Origin of the sequence: Amycolatopsis iheyensis, assembly GCF_024703995.1 — a bacterium.
GTDB lineage: Bacteria > Actinomycetota > Actinomycetes > Mycobacteriales > Pseudonocardiaceae > Amycolatopsis > Amycolatopsis iheyensis.
In genome coordinates, this window is sequence record NZ_JAMXQV010000002.1 from 655,262 (window position 1) to 679,247 (window position 23,986).

Below are 23,986 nucleotides of genomic sequence, written 5' to 3' on the forward strand. Positions count from 1 at the left end.
CGATCACGGTGGGACGGGTCGGTTCAGACCGCCGGCGGCTCAGCTTGACGCCATGACCTCGATGCCGACCACGCAGGTGTCGTCGTCCGTATCGGCCGTGCTGTACGTCAACAGCGTGTCCAGCTGGTGCTCCAAGCCGCCGTCGTGGGTCTGCACCAACGTCACCAGGTGGGACACCGTCTCCTGGACCGGGCGGTCGCGGCGCTCGATCAGGCCGTCGGTGTAGATCAGGAGGATGTCGCCCTCCGCGAGCTGGATCTCCTCCTCCTGGTACGCCACGTCGCGGACCGCGCCCAGCAAGGAACCGCGGATCAGGGGCAACGTCGTCGCCGCGCCGGCGCGGTGGCGGACGATCGGGGGCAGGTGCCCCGCGCGGGCCCAGCGCAGCTTGCGGGTCGCCGGGTCGAAGACCGCCGCCACCGCCGTCGCCGTCACGTGGTCGGTCAAGTGGTACGCCACCAGGTTCAGCCACGTCAGCAGCTGCGCCGGACCGGCGCCGGTCGCCGCCAGCCCGCGCAGTGCGTTGCGCAGGCTCACCATCCCGGTGGCCGCGTCGATGCCGTGCCCGGCGACGTCGCCGACGCACAGCAGGACCTCGCCACCTGGCAGCGCGACCGCGTCGTACCAGTCGCCGCCGACGAGGTGCTCCTTCTCCGCCGGGCGGTAGCGCACCGCGGCCCGCAGGCCCGGCATGTCGATCGGGCCGGTGGCCGGCGGCATGATCGCGTGCTGCAGCTGCAACGTCAGCCGGTTGCGCTCGATGGCCTGCTGCTCGGTCTCGGCCAGCCTGTCCCGCGTCGCGGCCAGCGCCACCTCGGTCCAGTGCTGCGACGAGACGTCCTGGTAGGCGCCCCGGACCGCGACCAGCTCGCCGCGCCCGTCCACCACCGGCTCGGCGACCACCCGGATGTGCCGGGCGACGCCGTCGGAGCGCTGCAGCCGGAACGCCGTCGACGACGGGCGCCGGTGGTGCAGCACCGCGCGCAGGAACCGGCCGATCGCCTGGGCGTCGTCGGGGTGCGCGTGCCCGGCCAGCTCGTGCAGCGACAGCGGGGTCGCGGTGGCGGGCAGGCCGTAGAGCGCGAACAGCTCGGTGTTCCAGGTGATCGCCCCGGTGACGACGTTCTCCTCGAACCCGCCGATGCGGCCGAGCCGCTGGGCGTGCTGCAGCAGGACCGCGAGCTTCGCCGCGTCGTCCTGGATGCGCAGGATCAGCAGCACGTTGCCGGCGAAGCGGGTGATGCTGATGTCGGTGAGGACGGTCAGCGGCACCTGGTCGACGAGCGTGGTGATCGCCATGCTGTCGGCGCGGAACGGCTCCCCGGTGGCGTAGACCCGGTGGACCTTGTCGAGCAGGCCGCTCTCGTCGGCCGCCAGCGGGTACGCCTCCAGCATCCGCGTGCCGACGATCCGGCTGCGCGGCCGCCCGCCGGGGTCGGCGAACCGGACGTTGGCGTGGTGGATGCGGAAGTCGCTCAGCCGGCCGCCGTCGAGGCACGGCGAAAGCAGCACCGCCGGGTCGTGCAGGCCGTCGACGAAGTCCACCAGCTCGCCGAGGAAGTCGCCGGAGCCGTCCGCGGCCACCGGCGCGATCACGCCGTCCCAGGTGTCGAGCGTGTGCGCGCACAGCTCGGCCAGCGCCTCCAGCTGACGGCGCTGCCGCCCGGGTTCGCCGGGCAGCGGCTCCGGCCAGCACATCTCGACGACGCCGATGATCCGGCCACCGGTGCCGGTCGGCACCGCGACGCGCCCGCCCTCGCCCAGGGTGTGCTGTCCGATCGAGGGCAGCCCGGCGCCGGCCAGCGTCGGGAGCCAGACCGTGTCGCGCTCGAGCAGCGCGCTGCGCGCCGGCGTCGCCACCCCGGGTGGGACGTACCGCCAGCGGCCCGCCTCCTCGGCCGAGAACCCCGCCGAGCCGGCGAGGGTCAGCGACCCGTCGGGCCCGGCGAGCCACACCGCGACCGCGGTCGCGCCGAGCGGCCGCAGCGCGTGCTCCAAAATGGACTCCGCGACGCGCTGGGTGTCACCGGCCGCGAGCACGCCGCTCTCGGCGGTGCGCAACCGCACCGCGACCGAGTCCTCGCCCTCGGCGCGGGCCAGGAACTCCTGGGCCACCTCGGTGATCCGGTCCTCGGCGGCCTCGCCGACAACGTCCGCCGCGAACTCGAGTGCGGTGAGCCCGGCCCGTCCGGCGAGGCTGTCCAGCTGCCGGGCGGCGTCGGCGGGCGTGCAGTGCAGCCGTTCCATCAGCACGCCCTTGGCGAGCTCGATCAGCGCGCGGCCGTCGGCGACGGCGTGCGCGTGGTCGACCTCGCCGCGCAGGCGCGCGACGGTGTCGGCGAGCCGGGACAGGTTGGCCGACACCTCCGCGGGCGGCGACAGCACCGGCAGCGTCTCCTCTTCGGCGGTCACCCGATCACGCCGTCACGTGCCGCTTGATGCGGGCGATCAGGTCGTCCGCGTCGACCGGCTTGGTCACGTAGTCGGTCGCCCCCGAGGCGAGGCTCTTCTCCCGGTCGCCCGGCATCGCCTTCGCCGTCACCGCGACGATCGGGATGCGCGCGTGCTCCGGCATCGCCCGGATCTTCGCGGTCGCGGTGTAGCCGTCCATCTCCGGCATCATCACGTCCATCAGGATCAGGTCGATGCCCGGGTGCGCCGCGACGGTCTCGACGCCCTTGCGGCCGTCCTCGGCGTGCAGCACCTGCATCCCGTGCAGCTCCAGGATCCCGGTGAGCGCGTAGACGTTGCGCGGGTCGTCGTCGACGATCAGCACCGTGCGCCCGGCCAGGGTGGTGTCGACGTCGGCGGCCCGCACCGGCGCGGCCGGCTCGTCCGGGCGCGCCAGCGGCAGCACCGCGCCGGGTTCCTCCGCCGACAGGTGCAGCGCGATCCGCTCGCGCAGCTCGTCCAGTCCCGACAGCACTTCCAGCGACTGCACGTCCGCGCGGGACCGCAGCAGCTGGTCGAGCTCGCCGTCGAGGCGGCGGCTGTTGTGCGCGAGCACCGGCACCAGCCGCAGGGCGCTGTCGCCCTGCATCGCGTCGAGGAACCCGAACGCCGTGCGGTCCGGCAGGTCCAGGTCCAGCACGACGCAGTGGTAGGCCTCGGTGGCGAGCGCGGCCGCCGCCTCCTGCGTGCCGACGGCCGTGACGACCTCGACGTCGGCGGGCGAGATCCCGATGTCGCGGCTGTCGGCGAGGTCCGCCGCCGCGCTCTCGGCGACGAGGGTCAGCAGCCCGTGCTGACGCTCTTCGACGACCAGCAGCCGGCGGTAGGCCCGCGGCGCCGACGCCGTTACGCCTGCGCCGCTTTCGCCGGTGACCACCGCCGCGCCGGCGTGCTCGCCCGCGGGCAGCGGCGCGAAGTCCGGGCGCGCGACCGGCAGGGAGAAGGTGAACGAGCTGCCTTCGCCGGGCGTGCTTTCGGCGGTGATGAACCCGCCCAGCAGCTGGGCGATCTCGCGGCTGATCGACAGGCCCAGCCCGGTGCCGCCGTACTTGCGGCTGGTGGTGCCGTCGGCCTGCTGGAACGCGCCGAAGATCGACTCGAGCTGGTGCTCGGCGATGCCGATGCCGGTGTCGGTGACGCGGAACGCGACGGCGGGCCCGTGCGCGCGCAGTGGCCGGGGCAGCGACCCCGCCTCGACCGGCTCGATGTGCAGCTCGATCCCGCCGACCTCGGTGAACTTGACCGCGTTGGACAGCAGGTTGCGCAGCACCTGCCGCAGCCGCGAGTCATCGGTGAGCAGCTCGGGCGGCGAGCCCGGGGCCACCGTGATCCGGAAGTCGAGGTTGCGCTGCGAGGTCATCGGCCGGAACGTCGCTTCGACGTAGTCCAGCAGGCCGCGCAGCGGCACCTGCTCCGGCGTGACGTCCATCTTCCCGGCCTCGACCTTCGACAGGTCGAGGATGTCGTTGATCAGCTGCAGCAGGTCCGACCCGGCGGAGTGGATGATGCCCGCGTACTCGACCTGCTTCGCGGTGAGGTTGCGGGTCGGGTTCTGCGCGAGCAGCTGGGCGAGGATCAGCAGGCTGTTGAGCGGGGTGCGCAGCTCGTGGCTCATGTTGGCCAGGAACTCCGACTTGTACTTCGACGCGATCGTCAGCTGCTGGGCGCGCGCTTCCAGCTCCTGGCGGGCCTGCTCGATCTCCAGGTTCTTCGTCTCGATGTCGCGGTTCTGCGTGACCAGCAGCGCCGCCTTCTCCTCCAGCTCGGCGTTGGACGACTGGAGCTCTTCCTGGCGTGCCTGCAGCTCCTCGGAGCGGGCCTGCAGCTCCGCGGTGAGCCGCTGCGACTCGCCGAGCAGCTCGTCGGTGCGGGCGTTGGCGACGATGCTGTTGACGTTGACGCCGATCTGCTCCATCAGCAGTTCGAGGAACGCCCGCTGCACGTCGGTGAAGCCGTGCACCGACGCCAGCTCCAGCACGCCGAGCACCTGGTCCTCGACCACGATCGGCAGCACGATCAGGCTGGCGGGCGCGGTGCTGCCGAGCCCGGAGGAGATCGTGGCGTAGCCCGGCGGGACGTCGTCGACCGCGATCGGGCGGCGGCTGCGCGCGGCCTGCCCGACCAGGGACTGGCCGATCCGGAACCGCGTCACCGGGCCTTCGCCGTCGGGGTGGCCGTACGCGCCGACCAGCCGCAGCTCGGGGACTTCCGCGGTGTCGTCGGCCAGGTAGAACGCGCCGTACTGGGCGTTGACCAGCGGGACGAGCTCGTCCATCACCGCGGCCGCGACGACCGCGAGGTCCCGGCGGCCCTGCATCAGGCCGGTGATGGTGGCCAGGTTGGACTTGAGCCAGTCCTGCTCCTGGTTCGCCCGCGTGGTCTCGCGCAGCGACTCGACCATCGAGTTGATGTTGTCCTTCAGCTCGGCGACCTCGCCGGAGGCGTCGACGGTGATCGAGCGGGTCAGGTCGCCCTCGGCGACGGCGCTGGTCACCTCGGCGATCGCGCGGACCTGCCGGGTGAGGTTCCCGGCCAGCTCGTTGACGTTCTCCGTCAGCCGCTTCCAGGTGCCCGACACGCCTTCGACCTCGGCCTGGCCGCCGAGGCGGCCCTCGCTGCCGACCTCGCGCGCCACGCGCGTGACCTCCGCGGCGAACGCCGAGAGCTGGTCGACCATCGTGTTGATCGTGGTCTTGAGCTCGAGGATCTCGCCGCGGGCGTCGACGTCGATCTTGCGGGTCAGGTCGCCCTGGGCGACGGCGGTGGTCACCTGGGCGATGTTGCGGACCTGGCCGGTCAGGTTGTTCGCCATCGAGTTGACGTTGTCGGTGAGGTCCTTCCAGGTGCCGGCGACGTTCGGCACGCGGGCCTGGCCGCCGAGCATGCCCTCGGTGCCGACCTCGCGGGCCACGCGGGTGACCTCGTCGGCGAACGCCGAGAGCGTGTCGACCATCGTGTTGATGACGTCGGCGAGCGCCGCGACCTCGCCCTTGGCCTCGACGGTGATCTTGCCCGACAGGTCACCCCGCGCGACCGCCGTCGCGACCTGGGCGATCGAGCGCACCTGGCCGGTCAGGTTGGACGCCATCACGTTGACGTTGTCGGTGAGGTTCTTCCAGGTCCCGGACACGCCGCGGACGGTGGCCTGGCCGCCGAGGTTGCCCTCGGTGCCGACCTCACGCGCCACCCGCGTGACCTCGTCGGCGAACGCGGACAGCTGGTCGACCATCGTGTTGATGGTGTCTTTCAGCTCGAGGATCTCGCCGCGGGCATCCACTCTGATCTTCTGCGAGAGGTCACCGCGTGCGACCGCGGTGGTGACCTCGGCGATCGAGCGGACCTGCGCGGTGAGGTTGTCGGCCATGACGTTGACCGACTCGGTGAGGTCCTTCCAGGTGCCCGAGACGCCCTTGACGTCGGCCTGGCCACCCAGCCGGCCCTCGGTGCCGACCTCACGCGCCACCCGGGTGACCTCGTCCGCGAACGCGGACAGCTGGTCGACCATCGTGTTCAGCGTGTCCTTGAGCTCCAGGACCTCGCCGCGGGCGGTGACGTTGATCTTCTGCGAGAGGTCGCCCTTGGCCACCGCGGTGGCGACCTGGGCGATGTTGCGGACCTGGTCGGTGAGGTTGCCCGCCATGAAGTTCACCGAGTCGGTGAGGTCGCGCCAGGTGCCCGAGACGCCCTTGACGTCGGCCTGACCACCCAGCCGGCCCTCGGTGCCGACCTCACGCGCCACGCGCGTGACTTCGTCGGCGAAGGACGACAGCTGGTCGACCATCGTGTTGATCGTGCTCTTCAGCTCGAGGATCTCACCCCGGGCGTCGACCGTGATCTTCTGCGAGAGATCGCCCTTGGCCACCGCCGTGGTCACCTGGGCGACGTTGCGGACCTGGTCGGTCAGGTTCCCGGCCATGAAGTTCACCGAGTCGGTCAGGTCGCGCCAGACGCCGCCGACCCCGGGCACCTGGGCCTGCCCGCCGAGCCGGCCTTCACTGCCGACCTCTCGCGCCACGCGCGTGACTTCGTCGGCGAACGACGACAGCTGGTCCACCATCGTGTTGACGGTGTCCTTGAGTTCGAGGATTTCGCCCCGCGCGTCGACGTCGATCTTCTGCGACAGGTCGCCCTTCGCGACCGCGGTGGCCACCTGCGCGATGTCGCGGACCTGGGTGGTGAGGTTGCCGGCCATGGCGTTCACCGAGTCGGTGAGGTCCTTCCACGTGCCCGACACGCCGGGGACCTTCGCCTGGCCGCCCAGCTGCCCCTCGCTGCCGACCTCGCGCGCGACGCGGGTGACCTCCGAAGTGAACAGCGACAGCTGGTCGGCCATGCCGTTGAAGACCGTGGCGATCTCGCCGAGGAGACCGTCGGTCTCGCCGGGCAGCCGGATGCCGAAGTCGCCGTCGCGCACCGCGGTCAGGCCGGCCAGCAGCCGGCGCAGCTCCTGCTCCCCCGCCTCGCCCACGCCCGCGACGGCGACTCCGGCACCCGGGCGCGTCCCCTCGACCATTGCCCCACCCATCCGACACCCGTTTCTTCGCTTGTCGGCGCCCCGGCGCCGTCCCGGTGTGCCCACCGGGGTGGTCCAGCATAGTGCAGCTGCACTACGATCAGGGGCAACGGTTGAGCAACCAGCCGCGCCCCGTGTCCGTGTGCGCTTCCAGGCGGTGCTCGCAAGCCTTTCCTTTTCTGCCAGGCCATCCGGCCGCATTGACCCGTTCGGCTGAACGCGCTCCCAGCCACCGGTGACCCGCGCTCGCACGCGGTCGCCGGCGTTCGTCGCGCCCGGAATCCTCTACGTCCACAGTGGACCATCCATTGTGGACGAGGTGTACCGGTCCGCCCGCCGGGTACCCGGCCCGGCATGGATGCGCAGAACCTGGTCGTCATCGGAAGCGGGCCGGCCGGCGTGTCGGCGGCCCGGGCCTACCGGGAAGCGGGTGGCGCCGGCCCGGTCCACCTGCTCACCGCGGACCCCGACCCGCCCTACGAACGCCCGCCGCTGTCGAAGGAGTTCCTGCGCGGCGAGGACGACCTTTCGCCGCTGGACGAGGATTTCGCCCGCGAGCACGACATCACCGTGGCGCTCGGCGACCCGGTGACGGCACTGGGCGAGCGCGAGGTCCGCACCGCCGCCGGCGCGGTCCACCCGTTCACCACCTGCGTGCTGGCCACCGGCGCCGAGCCGGTCCGCCCGGACCTCCCCGGCGCCGACCACCCGGACGTCCGGACGCTGCGCTCGGCCGCCGACTCCCGGCAGCTGCGCGAGGTCGCCGCCGGCGTGCGCAGCGCGATCGTCGTGGGTGCCGGGTTCATCGGCTGCGAGGCCGCCGTCTCGCTGTCCCGGCTCGGCCTGCAGGTCACCATCGTGTGCCCGGACGACGTCCCGCAGGAGAAGCGGCTCGGTCCCGAGGCGGGCGCGTTCCTGTTGGGCTGGCTCAAATCCGAAGGCGTGAGCGTCCTGCGTGGGACGAAGCTGACGTCGATCGAAGGCGGCTACCGCGTCCGCACCGACCTGGTGCCGGTCCTCGACGCGGGCCTCGTCGTGCTCGCGACCGGTGTCCGGCCACGGGTAGAGCTGGCCGAAGCGGCCGGGCTCGCCGTCGAGAACGGCCGGATCCGCACCGACGAGCACCTGCGCACCAGCGCGCCCGGGGTGCTCGCCGCGGGCGACGTCGCCTTCGCCCACAACCCGGCGGCCGGTCGCGCGCTGGCCGTCGAGCACTGGGGTGAAGGCCTGGCGATGGGCGAGGTGGCCGGGCGGACCGCGGCCGGCGCGGACGCCGCGTGGGACGCGGTGCCCGGCTTCTGGTCGGTCATCGGCGACCGCGTGCTGAAGTACGCCGCCTGGGGCGACGGCTTCGACCACGCCCGCCCGCTGCCGCGCGACGACGGCGGGTTCACCGTCTGGTACGAACGCGGCGGCCGGGCGGTCGGTGTCCTCACCCACGAAGCCGACGAGGACTACGAACGGGGCCAGGAGCTCATCCGGCGCGGCGACCCGGCGCCGGAGTCATAGCCAGTCCTTCTTCTTGAAGAGCGTGTACAGCCCGATCGAGAGCACCAGCATGACGGCCGTCGAAACCCAGAAGCCGATCGTGGTGCCGTTGCCCGGGTACGGGACGTTCTGGCCGTAGAACCCGGTCACCGCGGTGGGCACCGCGATCACCGCCGCCCACCCGGTGACCTTCTTCATGATCAGGTTCAGCCGGTCGCTCTGCAGGTTCAGCTGGGTCTCCCGGACCGTCGTGAGCCGTTCCCGCAGCGCCTCGGCGTGCTCGGCGGCCTGCCACGCGTGGTCGTGGACGTCCTCGAAGTACGGGCGGGTGGTGTCGTCGGCCAGCCGCAGGTCGGGCCGCATGAGCGACCCGACGACGTCCGGCATGGGGCCCACGACCCGGCGCAGCGCGGTCAGGTGCTTGCGCATCCGGAAGGAGCGCCGCTGCAGCTCGGCGGTGTCGGGGCGGTCGTCGAACACCAGGTCCTCCAGCTGCTCGACCTCGTCGTCGAGCAGCTGGACGGCCTCGAAGTGGCCGTCGACGACGTGGTCGAGCAGGCCGTGCAGCAGGAACGGCACCCCGGACTTCGCCAGGTCCGGCGCCTGGTCCCAGCGGCGCGTGACGTCCTCGATGGGGAAGCCGTCGTCCTTGCGGACGGTCACCAGCGCGCGGGGCGTGATGAACACGGCGAGCTCGGCGGTCGTCGTGCGGTCGCTGGCGGAGTCGTACCGGACCGCGTACGCGGTGAGGAAGGCGTGACCGTCGTAGCGGTCGAGCTTGGGCCGCTGGTGTTCTTGGACGGCGTCCTCCACGGCGAGCCGGTGCAGCCCCAGCTCGTCGGCCAGCTCGGTCAGGTCCGCTTCGGACGGTTCACAGAGGTCGACCCAGACGGCCGTGCCGGGTTCGGCCAGGAAGTCGGAAACGTCCGCCACCGGGAAGTCTTCCTTGTGCAGCACGCCGTCGCGGTAGACCCGGGTTCTCGTCATACCTCCGGGTGCCCGGCCGCCCGGCCGCGTAACCCGGTGGAAAGCGGGTAACCGCCGGTCTTGTGAACGTCTTGCTGGCGGCGACACCGCCGAAACCCCTGCCGTCACCGCGTACGACCGCATCCGTCGGCGCGGAGCTGCGCTCGCTGCACGCCGCGGGCGCACTCGAGCTGCCCTTGCCCGGTGGCGCGCGGACCGCGGACCGCTGGGCGGCCCTGGCCGGGTTCGGCCGCCGCGACCTGGTGCTGGCCCGGCTCGCCGAGGGCCACACCGACGCCGTCGCGATCCTCGCCGAGGCGGACCGCTCCCCCGTGCCCGGCGCGCTCTACGGCGTGTGGGCGGCGAAGTCCGGCGGGACCGGCGCGGCGCTCCAAAACGGCTCGGTCACCGGGACGGTCCGGTTCTGCTCGGGGCTCTCGACGCTCGAACGCGCGTTGGTCGCCGCGGGTGACCAGCTCGTCGAGGTCGATCTCGCCGATCCCGGCGTCCGGCGGCACCCGGATGCGTGGCAGGCCGTCGGGATGGACGCCTCCGACAGCGGTGACGTGGTGTTCGACGGCGTGCCGGCAACACTCGTCGGGCCGCCCGGCTGGTACGTGGCACGGCCCGGGTTCGCGCTCGGCGGCGCCGGGGTCGCGGCCGTCTGGCTCGGCGGCGCCGCGGGCGTGCTCGACGGCGCCCTCGCCTACCTGCGCGAGCGCGGCGAGGCCGACGAGCACCAGTTGGCGCACGTCGGCGCGATGCACACCGCGCTGAGCTGCGCCGAAGCCGTGCTCGTGCGCGCCGCCGCGGCCGAGGTGAACGCGCTGGTCGCGGGCACGTGCCGGGCCGCGGCGGAACGCACCGCGGTGGAGGTACTGGAGCGGGCGCTGAAGGTCACCGGGCCGACCCCGGCGTGCCGGGACCGGCGGTTCGCCCAGCGCGTCGCCGACCTGCCGGTGTACGTCCGGCAGCACCACGCCGAACGCGATCTGGCCGCGCTCGGCCGCACGGTCCTGGGCGCCGCATGACCACGTTCGAGCGCGCCCTCGTGGTCGCCGCGCACCCGGACGACGAGACCCTCGGGGCGAGCGGCCTCCTGCAGCGTCTGCACGGCGAGGGCACCGAGGTGACGCTCGTCGTCGCGACCGACGGCGAGGCGGCCTTTCCCGCCGCCGGTCCCACCGAACGTCGTGAGCTGGCCCGGACGCGGCGGCGTGAACTGCTGGATTCCCTGCGAGCACAAGGCCTTTCCGGCGTCGAGCCGGTGTGGGCCGGGCTGCCGGACTCCGGGCTGGCCGCGCACGAGGACGAGCTGGCCGACGTCCTGCGCGCGCACGCGGAAGGCGCCGACCTGTGCCTGCTGCCGTGGCCGGACGACCCGCACCCCGATCACCAGGCGGCCGCCCGGGCCGCGCTGGCCGCGGCGCCGGTGCCCGCGCAGTGCTGGTCGTACCCGATCTGGCTCTGGCACCGGCTGAGCCTCGACGATCCGGTCATCCCGTGGGCCCGGGCGCGGCCGGTGCGGCTCACGGACGCGGAACGGGACGCGAAGGCGGCCGCGATCGCGACGTTCACCTCGCAGCTCGAGCCCGGCCCGCGCGGCGAGGACCCGATCCTGCCGGAGGCGGTGCTGGCCCACTTCACCGGCGACAGCGAGGTGTTCTTCCGCGAGCCGCCGCGGACGTCGGCGCCGGTGAGCCGGTTCGCTTCGCTGTACGCCGCCGCCGCGGATCCCTGGTCGGTCGAGACCAAGTGGTACGAGCGGCGGAAGCGGGCGATGGTGCTGGCCTGCCTGCCCGACGAGCACTACGGCACGGTCGTCGAGCCGGCCTGCGGGGTCGGCGCGCTGACCCGCGAACTCGCCTCGCGGGCCGGGCACCTCATCGCGTTCGACCCCGTGCCGGCCGCGGTGTCGCGCACCCGGGCGGCGGTCGCCGATCTGTCCCATGTGGACGTCCACATCGGAGCGGTGCCGTCGGCGGTGCCGGCCGGGCCGGTCGACCTGTTCGTCTACAGCGAGCTGCTGTACTACCTGGACGACGCGGCGTTCGAGCAGACCGTGGACGCTTCGGTCGCCGCGTTGCGCCCGGGCGGGCACCTGCTCGCGGTGCACTGGCTGCCGTGGCCACCCGAGGCGCCGCGCGACGGCTGGGCCGTCCATGATCGGTTGCTGGCGCACCCGGAGCTGGAGCCGCTGGTGTCGCACACCGACGAGCAGTTCGTGCTGCACGTGCTGAGGCGCCGGTGATCACGGCGGTCGGGGTGGTGGTCCCGGCACGGGACGAGGCGGAGCTGATCGGCGCGTGCCTGGCGGCGCTCGCGGAAGCGTTGGCCAGGCTGCCGCCGGGGGTCGAGCGGGCGGTGTGCGTGGTGGCGGACCGCTGCACGGACTCGACGGCGGCGGTCGCCCGCGCGGCGCACCGCCCGGCGCTGCTGGTCGAAACCCGCGCCGAGCGGACGATCGGCGAAGTCCGCGATCTGGGCGTGGCCCGGGTGCGCGAGGCGCTGGGCACTCCCGCGACGCGCACCCTGCTGCTGAGCACGGACGCGGACACCCGGGTGACCCCGGACTGGGCGCGGGCGCACGTGGCACGGGCGCGGCAGGGCTACCACGCGATCGCGGGCACGGCGGAGCTGTCGGTGCCGTTCAGCACGTCGGCGCGGGCGCTGTCGCGGTACGAGCACGTGCTGGACCGGGCGCGGACGCCGGCGGGCCACGGCTCGGTGTACGGCGCGAACCTCGGGGTGCGGGCGGACGCGTTCGAGGTGGTCGGCGGCTTCGGCCGCCACGCGAGCGGCGAGGACCACGACCTGTGGCGCCGGCTCGGGCAGGCCGGCTTCCGGCGGTGCTTCGAGCCGGGGGCGCCGGTGGTGACCAGCGCCCGGCTGCGCGGCCGGGCGCCGGACGGGCTGGCGGCGTTGCTGCGGAGCCTGGCGGAGGACTCGGGGTCGGTGGCCTAGCCGCCACCTCGCCTTCCTCGCCACTTCGTAGAGGTCGTTCGTAAAGGTTGTCGCTGTCCCTGCCCCACGCGACTCGCCATGATCGGGTGGTCCCGTTCCCGAGCCAGGAAGGCACCGGTGACCATCGCCTGGAGGACGCTTGCCGCCGCGCTGCTCGTGGCCGGGCTCCTCCCCGGGGTGCCCGCCGAGGCCGCCGCCGAGCCTCGGGCGCACCTCGCGGTCGTCCAGCGGGTCCGGGACACCGTCCAGCTGCGCTGCGGCCACCACGCCGGCCTTTTGAGCTGCGTCGGCACGCACCGGCCGCGGGCCTACACCACCGTCTTCGTCACAACCGCTCCAGCTCGGCTCGGACCGCGTCCGCGCGCTCCGCACCGCCGTACTCCTTCAGCAGCGTCAACGCCTCCGTGAGCACCTCGCGTGCCCGGTCGCGGTCGTCCAGGCCCAGGTGCGCGCGCCCCAGCTCGGCGAGCGTCATCGCCTCGTACAGCCGGACGCCGGCGGCCTGCCACAGCTCGGCGCTGCGCCGCAGCTCGCCGACCGCGTCGGCATACGAGCCGAGTTCGCGGTGCACGATGCCGATCCGCATCCGGCCGTAGGCCATTCCGCGCAGGTCGTCCGTCTCCTCGCCGACCGCCACCGCCTCCGCCGCGTACGCCAGCTCGCGCGACCGGTCACCCTGGCGGCCGTACAGCACGCCCAGGTTCACCAGGTTCAGCGTTTCGACGTGCCGCAGGCCCAGCGACCGGTTCAGCGCCAGGCTCCGCTCGCCGAAACCGATCGCCGCCTCGACGTCTTCGCCGAGGCCGTAGACGAAGCACAGGTTGTTGAGGATCCCGGCCAGCTGCCGCGGGTCGCCGATGGCTTCCCAGTCGGCCAGGCTCCGCCGCAGGTGCGCGTGCGAGCGCCGGAAGTCGGCCGCTTCGCCGCCGTGGGCGAGCTCCGCTTCGGCGAGGCCGAGGTCGTTGCGCAGGGTCGCGGCCGCCACCGGGTCGACGCCGTCGACCAGCCGCAACGCCACCTCGTCGACCTGGATCGCGTCCCGCCACCGCGCCCGCGCCCGGTGGTACTCGAACAACCCCAGCCCGACGGCGGCGATCGCCTCGGCCGGCACGCCCGGCGTCGCGGCGGCCTGCCGCACCACCGTCACGAGGTGCCCCTGGTGCCGGTCGAGCCAGCCGAAGACCTCGTCCGCGGACGTGCCGCCGCCGCCGGCCCAGCGTCCCGCCGCCCAGTCGTGCCGGTGCGAAGCGGCCGCGACGAGCGCCATGCTCTGCCACGCCATCGCCGCGCACAGCTCGACGACCCGGGTGATCGCCGCGGCCCGGTCCCCGGCGGGCAGCCGCGCCGCGTGCTCCCGGGCGTAGAGGCGGAGCAGGTCGTGCAGCCGGTACCAGCCGGGCGCGGGCGTGGTCAGCAGGTGCTCGTCGGTGAGCCGGTCCAGGAGCGCTTCGGTTTCGCGTTCGGGCACGTCGACCAGGCGGCTCGCGACCGGCACCGACAGCTCGGGGACGTCGAGCAGCGACAGCAGCGGGTACGCGTGGGCCGCCGCCGGGTCGAGGGCGTCGAGCGCGAGGGCGAAGCTGGTCCGGACGCCGGTCTCGTCGAGGCGGCGGCTTTCGTCGCCGAGCCGGTGCGCGAGGTGGGCCAGCGGCCAGGCCGGCCGGGTCGCCAGCCGCGCGCCCGCGAGGTGCAGCGCCAGCGGCAGGTACCCGCAGAGCGCGGCGACGACCCGCGCGGCGGCGGGCTCGGCGGCGACCCGCTCCGCGCCGATCTCGGCGGCCAGCAGGCGCAGGGCGTCGGCCTCGGGCAGGACGTCGAGCTGCACGCGGTGCGCCTGGGGCAGCTCGGTCAGCGCGGCGCGGCTGGTGACGATCGCGGCCGACGCGCCGGCGCCGGGCAGCAGCGGCGTGACGTGCGCGGCGTCGCGGGCGTTGTCGAGCAGGAGCAGCACGCGCTTCCCGGCGAGCAGGGAGCGGAACCGGGCCGACGCGGAGTCGAGCGACAGCGGGGTCGGCGGTTCCCCGCCGAGCTCCCGGATGAGCCGGTCGAGCAGGTCGAGGGCCTCGGGCGGGTCGGCGGCGTGGCCGCGCAGGTCGAGGTGCAGGGACCCGTCGGGGAAGCGCCGGGCCAGCCGGTGCCCGGCTTCGAGGGCGAGCGCGGTCTTCCCGATCCCGGCCATCCCGGCGATGGCGACGACGACGCCCCGCCGAGGCTCGCCGAAGAACCCGAGCAGCCGCTCGAGCTCGGCTTCCCGCCCGGTGAACGCGGCGACGCCGCCGGGCAGCTCCCGCGGGACTTCGCGGCCGCGGTTCCCGGGCCGGGTGGCCGCGGCGGTGAACTCGGCCCGCTCGTCGCCGTCGAGGCCGAGGGCGTCGGCGAGCCGCTCGAGGGTGGCGCGCTGCGGGTAGCGGCGGTCGCCGCGTTCGAGCGCGCCGACGGCTTGCCCGCTGAGCCCGGACTTCTCGGCGAGGTTCTCCTGGGTGAGCCCGGCGGCCCGCCGAAGCCGGCGCAGCCGCGCCCCGAACGAATCCATCCCACGCTCCTCCCCGGAGGAGCATCACACGTCGGCGACAGCGGACGCCAGCAGCATTGTCGGCGAAGATCGTATCGCTTATCGTATACGACACTGTTCCCCTCTCGACGCTGCGAGGTGACCCCGTGTCCGCCCCCACGACCCTCATCGCCCGTGACTTCACCGAGTTCCGCGCCGCCGTCTCGCAGTCCTTCGTCCCCCTCGACGTCAGCGCGGGCGGGGACGGCTTCCGCGGCCGGATCCGCTCCTCCGCCGCCGACGAAGTGCAGGTTTCCGAGGTCACCGCCTCCCCGCACGTCGTCGAACGGACACCAGCGCTCATCGCCCGCGGGGAACGGCGGTACTACAAGCTCAGCCTCGTCCTCGCCGGCACCAGCCTGCTCGTGCAGGACGACCGCGAGGCCATCCTGCGCCCCGGCGACGTCGCCCTCTACGACACCCACCGGCCGTATTCGCTCGTCTTCGAAGAGGACTTCCGCACCCTCGTGGTGATGTTCCCGCAGCGGCTGATCGACCTGCCCGCCGAGCTGGTCGGCCGGCTGACCGCGGTGCGCATGTCGGGCAAGGAAGGCGTCGGCAACGTCGTCGTGCCCTTCCTCGCGCAGCTCGGCGGCAACCTCGACCAGCTCGCCGGTCCGGCGGGCGCGCGGCTGGCGCACAGCGCCATCGACCTGCTCGCCACCCTGGTCGCCACCGAGCTCGACCTCGCCCACACCGACCCGCACCACGAGCTGATGCGCCGGATCCGCGCGCACATCGACGCGAACCTGCCCTCGGCCGACCTGAGCCCGGCGCGGATCGCCGCCGAGCACTTCATCTCCACCCGGCACCTGCACGGCCTGTTCCAGGAGCAGGGCACCACCGTCGCGGGCTGGATCCGCACCCGGCGGCTCGAGCACTGCCGCCGCGACCTGCTCGACCCGGTGCACGCCGGCCGCCCGGTGGCGGCCATCGCCTCGCGCTGGGGCTTCGTCGACGCCGCGCACTTCAGCCGCGTGTTCAAGAGCGCGTTCGGCCGGTCGCCGAGCGACCTGCGCCGCGAGTTGACCGTCAGCGTCCGGTAGTTGCCCCGCAGCGCGTGACCGCTCGCCTCCCCGCCGGGCGGGCCCGACGATGACGCCATGCCCGAAGCCCCCACCGACGGCTGGCGCACCTACGACGAGTTCGCCGCCGGGATCGCCACCTACCGTCTGCCGAACGCCGACCTCACCGGTCGCGACCTCACGATCACCCTCGACGACGGCGAAGTCCTCTCGCTGAGCTTCAAGGACGCCGAACACGTGGTGTGCAACGGCGTCGAGGACCCGTACGACGCCGTCGCCGTCCGCGACGACGTCGTCTTCGTGAACCTGCCGCTCACCAACGTCGAGGGCGAAGCGCTGACGGTCGTGTACTCCACGACGTCCCACCGCGCGCTCGCCGTCCGCTCGGTGATCGGCGCCGAGGACGTCGTTCCCCGGGTCTCCCAGAGCTTCCAGTCCGGGGTCACCGACGGCGGCACGCCCTCCGGCGTCGCACCCGGGCCGTCGCGCGACCTGATCGGCAAGCGCAACGTCTACCGCTACAGCCCCGACCACCTCTACGAGCACGTCTACATCTCGTCGGAGCGCTACGCCTGGCAGTGCCTGGAGGGCGTCCAGCGCGGCCACGGCGACATGGACCTCTCGACGGTGTGGAAGTTCGCCGACGGGCTCTACCTGTTCTGCTTCCGGGAGTTCCGGATCGCCGTGGCGAGCGTCTGGCTGCACGACCTCGGCTACGCGCTGCGCACCACCGGCGTGTTCCTCGGCCTGACCGGCGACGGCCGCTCCGAACACTCCCGCGCCGGCGGGCACGTCTACCCGCTGGGCTCGGTCAGGTACCCCGACGCCCAGCCCGTCTGAAGGAGCCACCCATGTCCAATGTGGACGTCATCCGCGCGCACTACGCCGCCAGCGACCGCGGCGACCTGCCCGGCATGCTCGCCCCGCTCGGCCCGAAGACGACGTGGACCGAGGCCGCGGGCTTCCCGTACGCCGGCACCTACACCGGCCCCGACGAGGTCCGGTCGAACGTCTTCGAAGCGATCGGCCGCGACTGGGACGGCTACACCTTCACCCTCGCCGACCTCCTCGACGCCGGCGACACCGTCGTCGGCGTCGGCACCTACACCGGCACCCACCACGGCACCGGCAAGTCCTTCACCGCCCGCGTCGCCCACCTGTGGCGATTCGAGGACGGCCACGTCCTTTCGTTCGAGCAGATCGTCGACTCCGCGCCCGTCGTGGCCGCGACCCGGGAGCAGTCATGAGAAAGATCTTCCCCGTCCTGGCGGCCGCCGTCCTGCTCACCGCGGGCTGCGCCGGGTCCGAAGCCGGCGGCAGCGGGCCGATCGTCGTCGGCTCGGTCAACGCGCTGAGCGGCGCCGCCACCTTCCCCGAGGCCTCGCAGGCGGCCAAGGCCGTGTTCGACGCCGCCAACGCCGCCGGTGGCGTCAACGGCCGACAGATCGAGTACAAGGCGATCGACGACAAGGGCGACCCGGCCGCGGCCGCGGCGGCCGCCCGCGAGGTGGTCGGCGGCGACGACGCCGTCGCGCTCGTCGGGTCGTCCAGCCTCATCGAGTGCGAGATCAACGCGAAGTACTACGAGCAGCAGAAGATCCTTTCGGTGCAGGGCATCGGCGTCGACCCGGCGTGCTTCTCCAGCCCGAACATCGCGCCGGTCAACGTCGGCCCGTTCCACGACATGACGCTCACCCTGCTCTACGGCTCGGAAACGCTGAAGCTCGACAACATCTGCGCGCTGCTGGAGATCGCGGGCAACACGCTGCCGGCGTACCAGGCCGCGATCGACGAGTGGACGAAGATCACCGGCAAGAAGCTGAAGTACGTCGACGCGACCGTCCCCTACGGCGGATCCGACTACACCTCCTACGTCGTCAAGGCGCGGGCCGCGGGCTGCAAGGCGATCACCGTGAACCCGGTGGAGCCCGACTCGATCGGCCAGCTCAAGGCCGCGCAGGCGCAGGGCTGGAACGACGTCACGTGGCTGCTGCTGACCAGCGTCTACAGCGAGAACTACGCGAAGGCGATCTCGAACGCGGGCGCCGGGGTGTACGTGCCCGCGGAGTTCTACCCGTTCACCGACGCCGGCAGCCCGCAGACCAAGGACTGGCGCGACCTGATGACGAAGAACAAGATCCCGCTGACCTCGTTCAGCCAGGGCGGCTACCTGGCGGCGAAGTACTTCCTGGACGTCCTGCGCGGGATCAAGGGCGACATCACGCGCGAGTCGGTCACCAAGGCACTGCGCGAGATGAAGCCGGTCACCGACCCGATGGTCGGCACGCCGTACGTGTTCGGTCCCGCGCAGAGCCACCACGACAACACCGCGGGCTGGCCGATCAAGCTGGCCACCGGCACGAACAAGTGGGAGCTGGCCGCGCAGGACTGGCTCCGCATCCCCAAGCAGTAGGAGGACGGTTCATGCTGCAGGGCGCTCTCGCCGGTCTCGCCGCCGGTGGCCTGTACGCGGTGCTCGCGGTGTGCCTGACGCTGATGTCACGCCTCGTGCGCGTGGTCAACTTCGCGCAGTCCGCCACCGGGATGTTCGGCTGCTACGTCGCGGTGTTCCTCGCCGTCCACCTGGGCCTCCCGGAGTGGCTGGCGACCCTCGCCGGGATCGTGCTCGGCGGCGCGCTGAGCGCGGTCCTCGGCTGGATCGTCTCGACGTGGCTCGCCGAGGCCGACACCGGGACGCGCTCGGCGGTGACGGTCGCGGTGCTCCTGCTGCTGATCTCGCTGGCGTTCATCCTGTTCGGCAACAAGCCGCAGCCGTTCCACCCGCTGCTGGCCGGGCCGGCGTTCACCGTCGGCGGCGTGGTGATCAGCCAGGTCACCGTGGTCACGGTCGCGCTGGCGGTGCTGGTGGCGCTGGGCTGCCGGGCGGTGCTGGCGCGCACCACGCTCGGCGTCCGGCTGCGCGCGCTGTCGGAACGGCCGACGACCGCGGAGCTGCTGGGCATCCCGGCCCGGCCGCTCTCGGTCGGCGTCTGGACGGCGACCGGGGTGATCGCGACGCTCGCTGTCTCGATCGTCGCGCCGTCGCAGTCCAACGACCCGACGTCGCTGGCGATGCTGGTGGTCCCGGCGGCCGCGGCGGCCCTGCTCGGCGGCTTCCGCCGGCTGGACCTGGCCGTGGCCGGCGGGTTGGTGCTCGGCATGGCGCAGGGAGCGGTCGCGCAGTCGGACAAGCTGTCGGTGCTGCGCTACTTCCTCCCGTTCCTGGTCATCGTGGCGCTGCTGCTGTGGACGCAGCGCAAGGAGGTGTGGGATGCGGCTCGCTGAGCGGTTCCTTCCGTTCGCCGTCGCGGCTGTCGCGGTCGGCGTCGGCTACGGGCTGAGCGTCGGCCTGGCCGGGTACTTCGTGTACCTCGGGGTCAGCGCCGTCGTCGCGGCCATCGCGCTGCTCGGCCTCGGCGTCGTGACCGGCACCGCCGGGATGATCTCGTTGTGCCAGCTGACCTTCGGCGCGGTCGGGGCGTTCGTCGTCTCCGCGTGCAACGTCGCGGGAGTGCCCGGCGGGTTCGTCGTCTGGCTGCTGCTCGGCGGTCTCGCCGCCGCGGCCGCCGGGGTGCTCGTCGGGCTGCCCGCACTGCGGCTGCGCGGCATCACCCTCGCCGTGGTCACCCTCGGGCTCGCCGCGGCCGCCGACCTCACGCTGGTGCAGATCCAGTTCCCCGGCGCCACCGAAGGCCTCTCGGTCGAGCGGCCGGACGCGTTCTCCGACGACCGGTCGTACTTCTTCCTCGCGGTGCTGGTGCTCGTCGCCTGCGGGCTGGTCGTGCACTTCCTGCGCCGCGGCCGCTGGGGCAGCAGCTGGCACCTGGTCGCCTTCTCCGAACGCGGCACCGCCGCCGTCGGCGCGGGCGTCCGGACGTCGAAACTGACGGCGTTCGCGGTCAGCGCGGCGCTCGGCGGCATCAGCGGCGGCCTGCTCACCGGCCAGGTCGGCCTCGCCTTCCCGGCGAGCTTCACCGCGATCCAGTCCCTCGCGCTGTACGTGCTGGCGATCATGTCCGGCGCGCACCTGATCGACATGGCGGTGTTCGGCGCGCTGCTCTGGGTCGCGGTGCCGGAGCTGCTGAAACGCTGGGGCGTGCCCCAGGACTGGGGATTCGTGATCTTCGGCGTGCTCGGCATCCAGGCGCTGGCCGGGCGCGGCAACCTCGGCACCGCGGTCCGGAACCTCTGGCACCGCTCACGCAAGCCGGCCGGCCTCGGCCTCACGGAAGTCGCCGAGGTCGAGCCGCTGCCACCCGGCGACCCGGTGCTCCAGGTGCGCGGGCTGAGCGTCTCGTTCGGGCACGTCCGCGCCTTGTCCGATGTGGACATCTCGGTGCCGGAACACGGTGTGCTGGGTGTGATCGGGCCGAACGGCGCCGGGAAGTCCACTTTGGTCGACGTGATCAGCGGGTTCCTGCCGCGGGCGACCGGGACGGTGACCCTCGACGGCCGGCTCCTCACCGGCTCCCCGACGCGGCGGGCCCGCGCCGGGCTGCGGCGGACGTTCCAGCAGGACCGCGTCCCGCCGGGCCTCACCGTCGGGGCGTACGTCCGGTTCGTCGCCCGGCGCCGGCTCCCCGGCGCCGAAGTCGCCGACGCGCTGGAGTTCTTCGGCTGCCCGTCGGCGCGCACGCCGCTGTCCCGGGTGGACGCCGGCGCGCGGCGGCTCGTCGAGGTCGTCGGCCACCTGCTGGCGAAGCCCCGGGTGCTGCTGCTCGACGAGCCGGCGGCCGGGCTGCCGCACGAGGAGCACGTGGCGTTCGGACGGCGGCTGCGGCAGGTGCCGGCCCGGTTCGGGGTGTCGGTGCTGCTCATCGAGCACGACCTCGACCTGGTGCGGTCGGTGTGCGACCGGCTGACGGTGCTCGACTTCGGCGAGGTCCTGGCCAGCGGCCCGCAGGCCGACGTGCTGGCCGACCCGGCCGTCCTGAAGGCGTACATGGGTGAAACGGAGCTGCTGTGAACGCGTTGCGAGTCGACGGGCTGACGGTCAAGCGCGGCGCGGGCCCGGTGATCCGGGACGTCGGGTTCACGCTAGAGCCCGGCCGGATCACGGCACTGGTCGGGCCGAACGGCGCCGGCAAGACGAGTCTGCTGGAAGCGGTGTCGGGGGTGGTGGCGCCGGCGTCCGGCAGTGTGCACGTCGGCGGCGTCGACGTCACCCGGCAGTCACGGGTCGCGCGGGCCCGGCTCGGGCTGGCCCACATCGAGCAGGGCCGCGCGGTGTTCCCGGGGCTGACGGTGCTGGAGAACCTTCGCCTGACGGCGGACACCCCGGCACGGGTCGACGAAGTCATGGAGCTGTTCCCCGAGCTGGCCAAGCGCCGCGACTCCCCCGCGGCGCTGCTGTCCGGGGGCGAGCAGCAGATGGTGGTGCTGGCCCGCGCGTTCGCGGCCCGCCCGGCGTTCCTGCTGATCGACGAGATGTCGCTCGGCCTGGCGCCGGTGGTGTTCACCCGGCTGCTCCCGGTCGTGACCCGCTTCGCGGCCGAGGGCGCGGCGATCCTGCTGGTGGAGCAGTTCACGCACCTGGCACTCGGGGTGGCGCAGGAGGCCCTGGTGGTTTCCTCCGGCCGGGTCACGTACGCGGGGGACGCCCAGACCCTGCTGGACTCCCCCGCGACGTTGCACAGCGCTTACCTGGGGTCGTGACTCACATGCCGGCGCGCTCGAAAGCCAGCGTCGGCAGGTCCACCGCGTGCGCGCCGCCGTCGGCGACCAGCACCGCGCCCGTGATGTAGGACGACTCCGCCGAGCCGAGGAACCGCACGATCGCCGCGATCTCCTCGGGCTCGGCGGGGCGGCGCAGCGGAACCTCCTCCGTCACCCGGCGATAGCCCTCGTCGTGACCACCGGTGAAGCCGGCCGCGGCCGCGAACTCGGCCATCTCCGCGTCCGCCATCGGCGTGCGCACCCAGCCCGGGCAGACGGCGTTCGCGCGGACCCCGCGGGGCCCGAAGTCGCGGGCGATCGAGCGGGTCAGGCCGATCAGCGCGTGCTTGGCCACGGTGTACCCGGCGACGTTCGGCCCGGCGAACAGCCCGGCCAGCGACGACACGACCACGACCTGGCCGCCGGTCTCGACCAGCGACGGCAACGCGGCCCGGCAGAGCACGAAGGCACTCGAGAGGTTCGACCGCAGCGCCAGCTCCCACTCGTCGTCGCCGGTGTCGGCGACCGAGTGGAACCCGTGGCCGCCGGCGTTGGCGACCACGACGTCCAGCCGCCCGTACCGGCCGACGATCTCGGCGACGGCGTTCTCGGCGTCTTCGCGCACACTCGCGTCACAGACGATGGCGTGCGCGCCGGCCACCTTCTCCAGGGGTTCGCGACGCCGGCCCAGCACGACCACCTGCGCGCCTTCGCTCAGGTAGCGCCGGGCGACCGCGGCGCCGATGCCGGTGCCGCCGCCGGTGATGGCGACGACCTTCTCCGATGCTTCCACTGTGGATCCTTTCCTAGGCGGGGAACGCCGAACGGGCCGACATGCCGAAGTCGGCGAGCAGGGCTTGGCCGTTGACCGGTCGCGAAGCCGGGGACGCGAGGTACAGCACCTGCCGGGCGACGTCCGCGGCCTGCTGCACGGGAAACGCCGGGTCGTCGAGGACGTCCCCGAGGTCGCCGCGTGCCATCGGCGTGTCGACCACCGACGGGCAGACGCAGTTGACCCGGATGCCCGGCACCTCGACGGCGAGCGCCCGGGTCATGGCGACCACGGCGCCCTTCGACGCGCAGTAGGGCACCATGCCGGGCGCGGCCGTGAACGCGGAGTCACTGCCGAGCAGGACGACCGCGCCACCGTCTCCAAGGTGCGGCAGTGCGTGCTTGACCAGCAGGAACTGGCCGGTGACGTTGACCGCCAGCACGGCGGCCACCTCGGCGGCGGTCGTCTCGGCGACGGGCTTGCCGACCGGCCCGGAGATCCCGGCGCAGGCGACGACGACGTCGAGCCCGCCGAGCCGCCCGGCGACGGTGGCGACAGCGGACGCCAGCGCGGCGTCGTCGGTGACGTCCGCGACCTCCACCCCGTCGCCGGGTGTCCGGTCGATCACCCCGACCCGCGCGCCCTCCTCGCGGAACGCCCGCACGCACGCCAGCCCGATCCCGGACGCCCCGCCGGTCACCAGCACCGCCTTCCCGGCCAGTTCGGTTCGCATGCGCCCATCCTCACCGCGAGCGCGGCCGGGTGGTTGGCGCCGAGCGCAGCCTTGTTGTCCACCCCCGCACGGGCGATTCCCCGCGGCCCGGCCGCACCCGAGACTGACCGGGGTGAGCACTCTCTCCGACACCTCGACCTGGCTCCCCCTCGACGGCCTCGCCCCCGGCTTCGACGCGAACAAGGCACCGGTGGTCGACGATCTGCGCGAGCGCGAGTTCGTCCTGCGCGACGACGACGGCGTCGTCGTCTTCACCTTCGCCGGGGACGGCGAAACGTTCCTCGTCGACGACGGCCTGTACTACGTCCAGCTGCCTCCGTCGGACCGGGAGACGACGTCGCTCTTCCTGGACCTGCGAGACGGGCGGGCGCTCGTCGTCATCACGACGATCGGCGAGGCCGGCACCCCGCGGGTCACCCAGCGGTTCCGCCCGGCGACGATCGACGGCATCGAGGTGCGCGGCGAGCCGATGGCGCCGAGCACCGCGTTGATCGGCCGGCGCGTGCTGTGGGTGTACAGCCGCGAGCACGCCTACGAACACGTCTACCTCAGCCCGCACTGGTACACCTGGCAGTGCCTGGCCGGCCCCGAGCGCGGGCTTGCCGACACCGACGAGAACACCGTCTACCAGGTTCGGCCCGGCATCCACGTGTTCACCTGGCGGGAGAAGGTCATCCCGTGCGCGTCGGTGACCATCGCCGACCACCGGAACGCGCGCGACCTGCGGTCGCACGGCGTCCTCTTCGGACTCGACGCCACCGGGTCGCACCCGACGCAGTTCACCTTCGGCGCCTTCGGGCGGCTCCTGAGCACCACGGTCCACCCGCCCGAGTTCGACCCGGCCGCTTCCGCACCAGTGGAGTCCTGA

18 protein-coding genes are annotated in these 23,986 nt (G+C 73.2%); 12 read left to right on the forward strand and 6 right to left on the reverse strand.

Annotated features, from left to right (window positions below; translation table 11 throughout):
• Positions 1-39: 39 nt before the first annotated feature.
• Both M8542_RS06810 and M8542_RS06815 read right to left on the reverse strand, forming a co-directional pair.
• On the reverse strand, positions 40-2,412 hold the full coding sequence (locus tag M8542_RS06810; RefSeq protein WP_257919144.1) for a SpoIIE family protein phosphatase: 2,373 nt from the start codon (positions 2,410-2,412) through the stop codon (positions 40-42).
• A 4-nt stretch (positions 2,413-2,416) separates the two neighbouring features.
• Entirely contained in the window at positions 2,417-6,964 is a 4,548-nt protein-coding gene (locus tag M8542_RS06815) for a HAMP domain-containing hybrid sensor histidine kinase/response regulator (RefSeq protein WP_257919145.1), read from the reverse strand.
• Between the two features lie 354 nt (positions 6,965-7,318).
• Between M8542_RS06815 and M8542_RS06820 the strand changes: the two genes are divergently transcribed.
• Positions 7,319-8,473: an NAD(P)/FAD-dependent oxidoreductase gene (locus tag M8542_RS06820; protein WP_257919146.1), complete on the forward strand. Its 1,155-nt coding sequence runs from the start codon at positions 7,319-7,321 to the stop codon at positions 8,471-8,473.
• Here M8542_RS06820 and M8542_RS06825 read toward each other — a convergent pair.
• A complete protein-coding gene (locus M8542_RS06825) occupies positions 8,468-9,439 on the reverse strand; it encodes a magnesium transporter CorA family protein (protein ID WP_257919147.1) in 972 nt (323 codons plus the stop codon). The two genes, M8542_RS06820 and M8542_RS06825, sit on opposite strands and share 6 nt — an antisense overlap.
• Positions 9,440-9,501: 62 nt before the next feature.
• Here M8542_RS06825 and M8542_RS06830 point away from each other — a divergent pair, with 62 nt between their 5' ends.
• From M8542_RS06830 to M8542_RS06840, 3 genes are read left to right on the forward strand one after another with little or no spacing between them, the layout of a single operon-like run.
• A complete protein-coding gene (locus M8542_RS06830; RefSeq protein ID WP_257919148.1) occupies positions 9,502-10,449 on the forward strand; it encodes an acyl-CoA dehydrogenase family protein in 948 nt (315 codons plus the stop codon).
• The gene (locus tag M8542_RS06835; protein WP_257919149.1) at positions 10,446-11,669 is read left to right on the forward strand and encodes a bifunctional PIG-L family deacetylase/class I SAM-dependent methyltransferase; all 1,224 of its coding nucleotides are present in this window, start codon (positions 10,446-10,448) and stop codon (positions 11,667-11,669) included. Before M8542_RS06830 ends, M8542_RS06835 begins: the two co-directional genes overlap by 4 nt.
• A complete protein-coding gene (locus tag M8542_RS06840; protein WP_257919150.1) occupies positions 11,666-12,382 on the forward strand; it encodes a glycosyltransferase family 2 protein in 717 nt (238 codons plus the stop codon). The genes M8542_RS06835 and M8542_RS06840 overlap by 4 nt, the downstream gene beginning before the upstream one ends.
• 325 nt (positions 12,383-12,707) lie before the next feature.
• Here the strand turns inward: M8542_RS06840 and M8542_RS06845 are convergent, their stop codons facing one another.
• On the reverse strand, positions 12,708-14,915 hold the full coding sequence (locus M8542_RS06845) for a helix-turn-helix domain-containing protein (RefSeq protein WP_257919151.1): 2,208 nt from the start codon (positions 14,913-14,915) through the stop codon (positions 12,708-12,710).
• 125 nt (positions 14,916-15,040) lie between these two features.
• Between M8542_RS06845 and M8542_RS06850 the strand changes: the two genes are divergently transcribed.
• From M8542_RS06850 to M8542_RS06880, 7 genes are read left to right on the forward strand one after another with little or no spacing between them, the layout of a single operon-like run.
• Positions 15,041-15,979: an AraC-like ligand-binding domain-containing protein gene (locus tag M8542_RS06850; protein ID WP_257919152.1), complete on the forward strand. Its 939-nt coding sequence runs from the start codon at positions 15,041-15,043 to the stop codon at positions 15,977-15,979.
• 57 nt (positions 15,980-16,036) lie between these two features.
• Positions 16,037-16,798 (forward strand): MoaF C-terminal domain-containing protein, encoded by a 762-nt coding sequence (locus M8542_RS06855; protein ID WP_257919153.1) that lies wholly within the window; start codon positions 16,037-16,039, stop codon positions 16,796-16,798.
• Positions 16,799-16,809: 11 nt separating this feature from the next.
• A complete protein-coding gene (locus M8542_RS06860; RefSeq protein WP_257919154.1) occupies positions 16,810-17,205 on the forward strand; it encodes a nuclear transport factor 2 family protein in 396 nt (131 codons plus the stop codon).
• Positions 17,202-18,371 carry an ABC transporter substrate-binding protein gene (locus M8542_RS06865; protein WP_257919155.1) on the forward strand — a complete coding sequence of 390 codons (1,170 nt, stop codon included), beginning with the start codon at positions 17,202-17,204 and terminating at the stop codon, positions 18,369-18,371. Before M8542_RS06860 ends, M8542_RS06865 begins: the two co-directional genes overlap by 4 nt.
• 11 nt (positions 18,372-18,382) lie before the next feature.
• On the forward strand, positions 18,383-19,243 hold the full coding sequence (locus M8542_RS06870) for a branched-chain amino acid ABC transporter permease (protein WP_257919156.1): 861 nt from the start codon (positions 18,383-18,385) through the stop codon (positions 19,241-19,243).
• The gene (locus M8542_RS06875; protein ID WP_257919157.1) at positions 19,230-20,924 is read left to right on the forward strand and encodes a branched-chain amino acid ABC transporter ATP-binding protein/permease; all 1,695 of its coding nucleotides are present in this window, start codon (positions 19,230-19,232) and stop codon (positions 20,922-20,924) included. Before M8542_RS06870 ends, M8542_RS06875 begins: the two co-directional genes overlap by 14 nt.
• Positions 20,921-21,613 (forward strand): ABC transporter ATP-binding protein, encoded by a 693-nt coding sequence (locus M8542_RS06880; protein ID WP_257919158.1) that lies wholly within the window; start codon positions 20,921-20,923, stop codon positions 21,611-21,613. The genes M8542_RS06875 and M8542_RS06880 overlap by 4 nt, the downstream gene beginning before the upstream one ends.
• A 1-nt stretch (position 21,614) precedes the next feature.
• Here the strand turns inward: M8542_RS06880 and M8542_RS06885 are convergent, their stop codons facing one another.
• Positions 21,615-22,406 carry an SDR family NAD(P)-dependent oxidoreductase gene (locus tag M8542_RS06885; RefSeq protein ID WP_257919159.1) on the reverse strand — a complete coding sequence of 264 codons (792 nt, stop codon included), beginning with the start codon at positions 22,404-22,406 and terminating at the stop codon, positions 21,615-21,617.
• A gap of 13 nt (positions 22,407-22,419) precedes the next feature.
• A complete protein-coding gene (locus M8542_RS06890; protein WP_257919160.1) occupies positions 22,420-23,118 on the reverse strand; it encodes an SDR family NAD(P)-dependent oxidoreductase in 699 nt (232 codons plus the stop codon).
• Between the two features lie 112 nt (positions 23,119-23,230).
• On the opposite strand from M8542_RS06890, the gene M8542_RS06895 reads away from it, so the two are divergent.
• Positions 23,231-23,986, forward strand: a complete 756-nt coding sequence (locus M8542_RS06895; protein ID WP_372508487.1) for a MoaF C-terminal domain-containing protein — start codon at positions 23,231-23,233, stop codon at positions 23,984-23,986.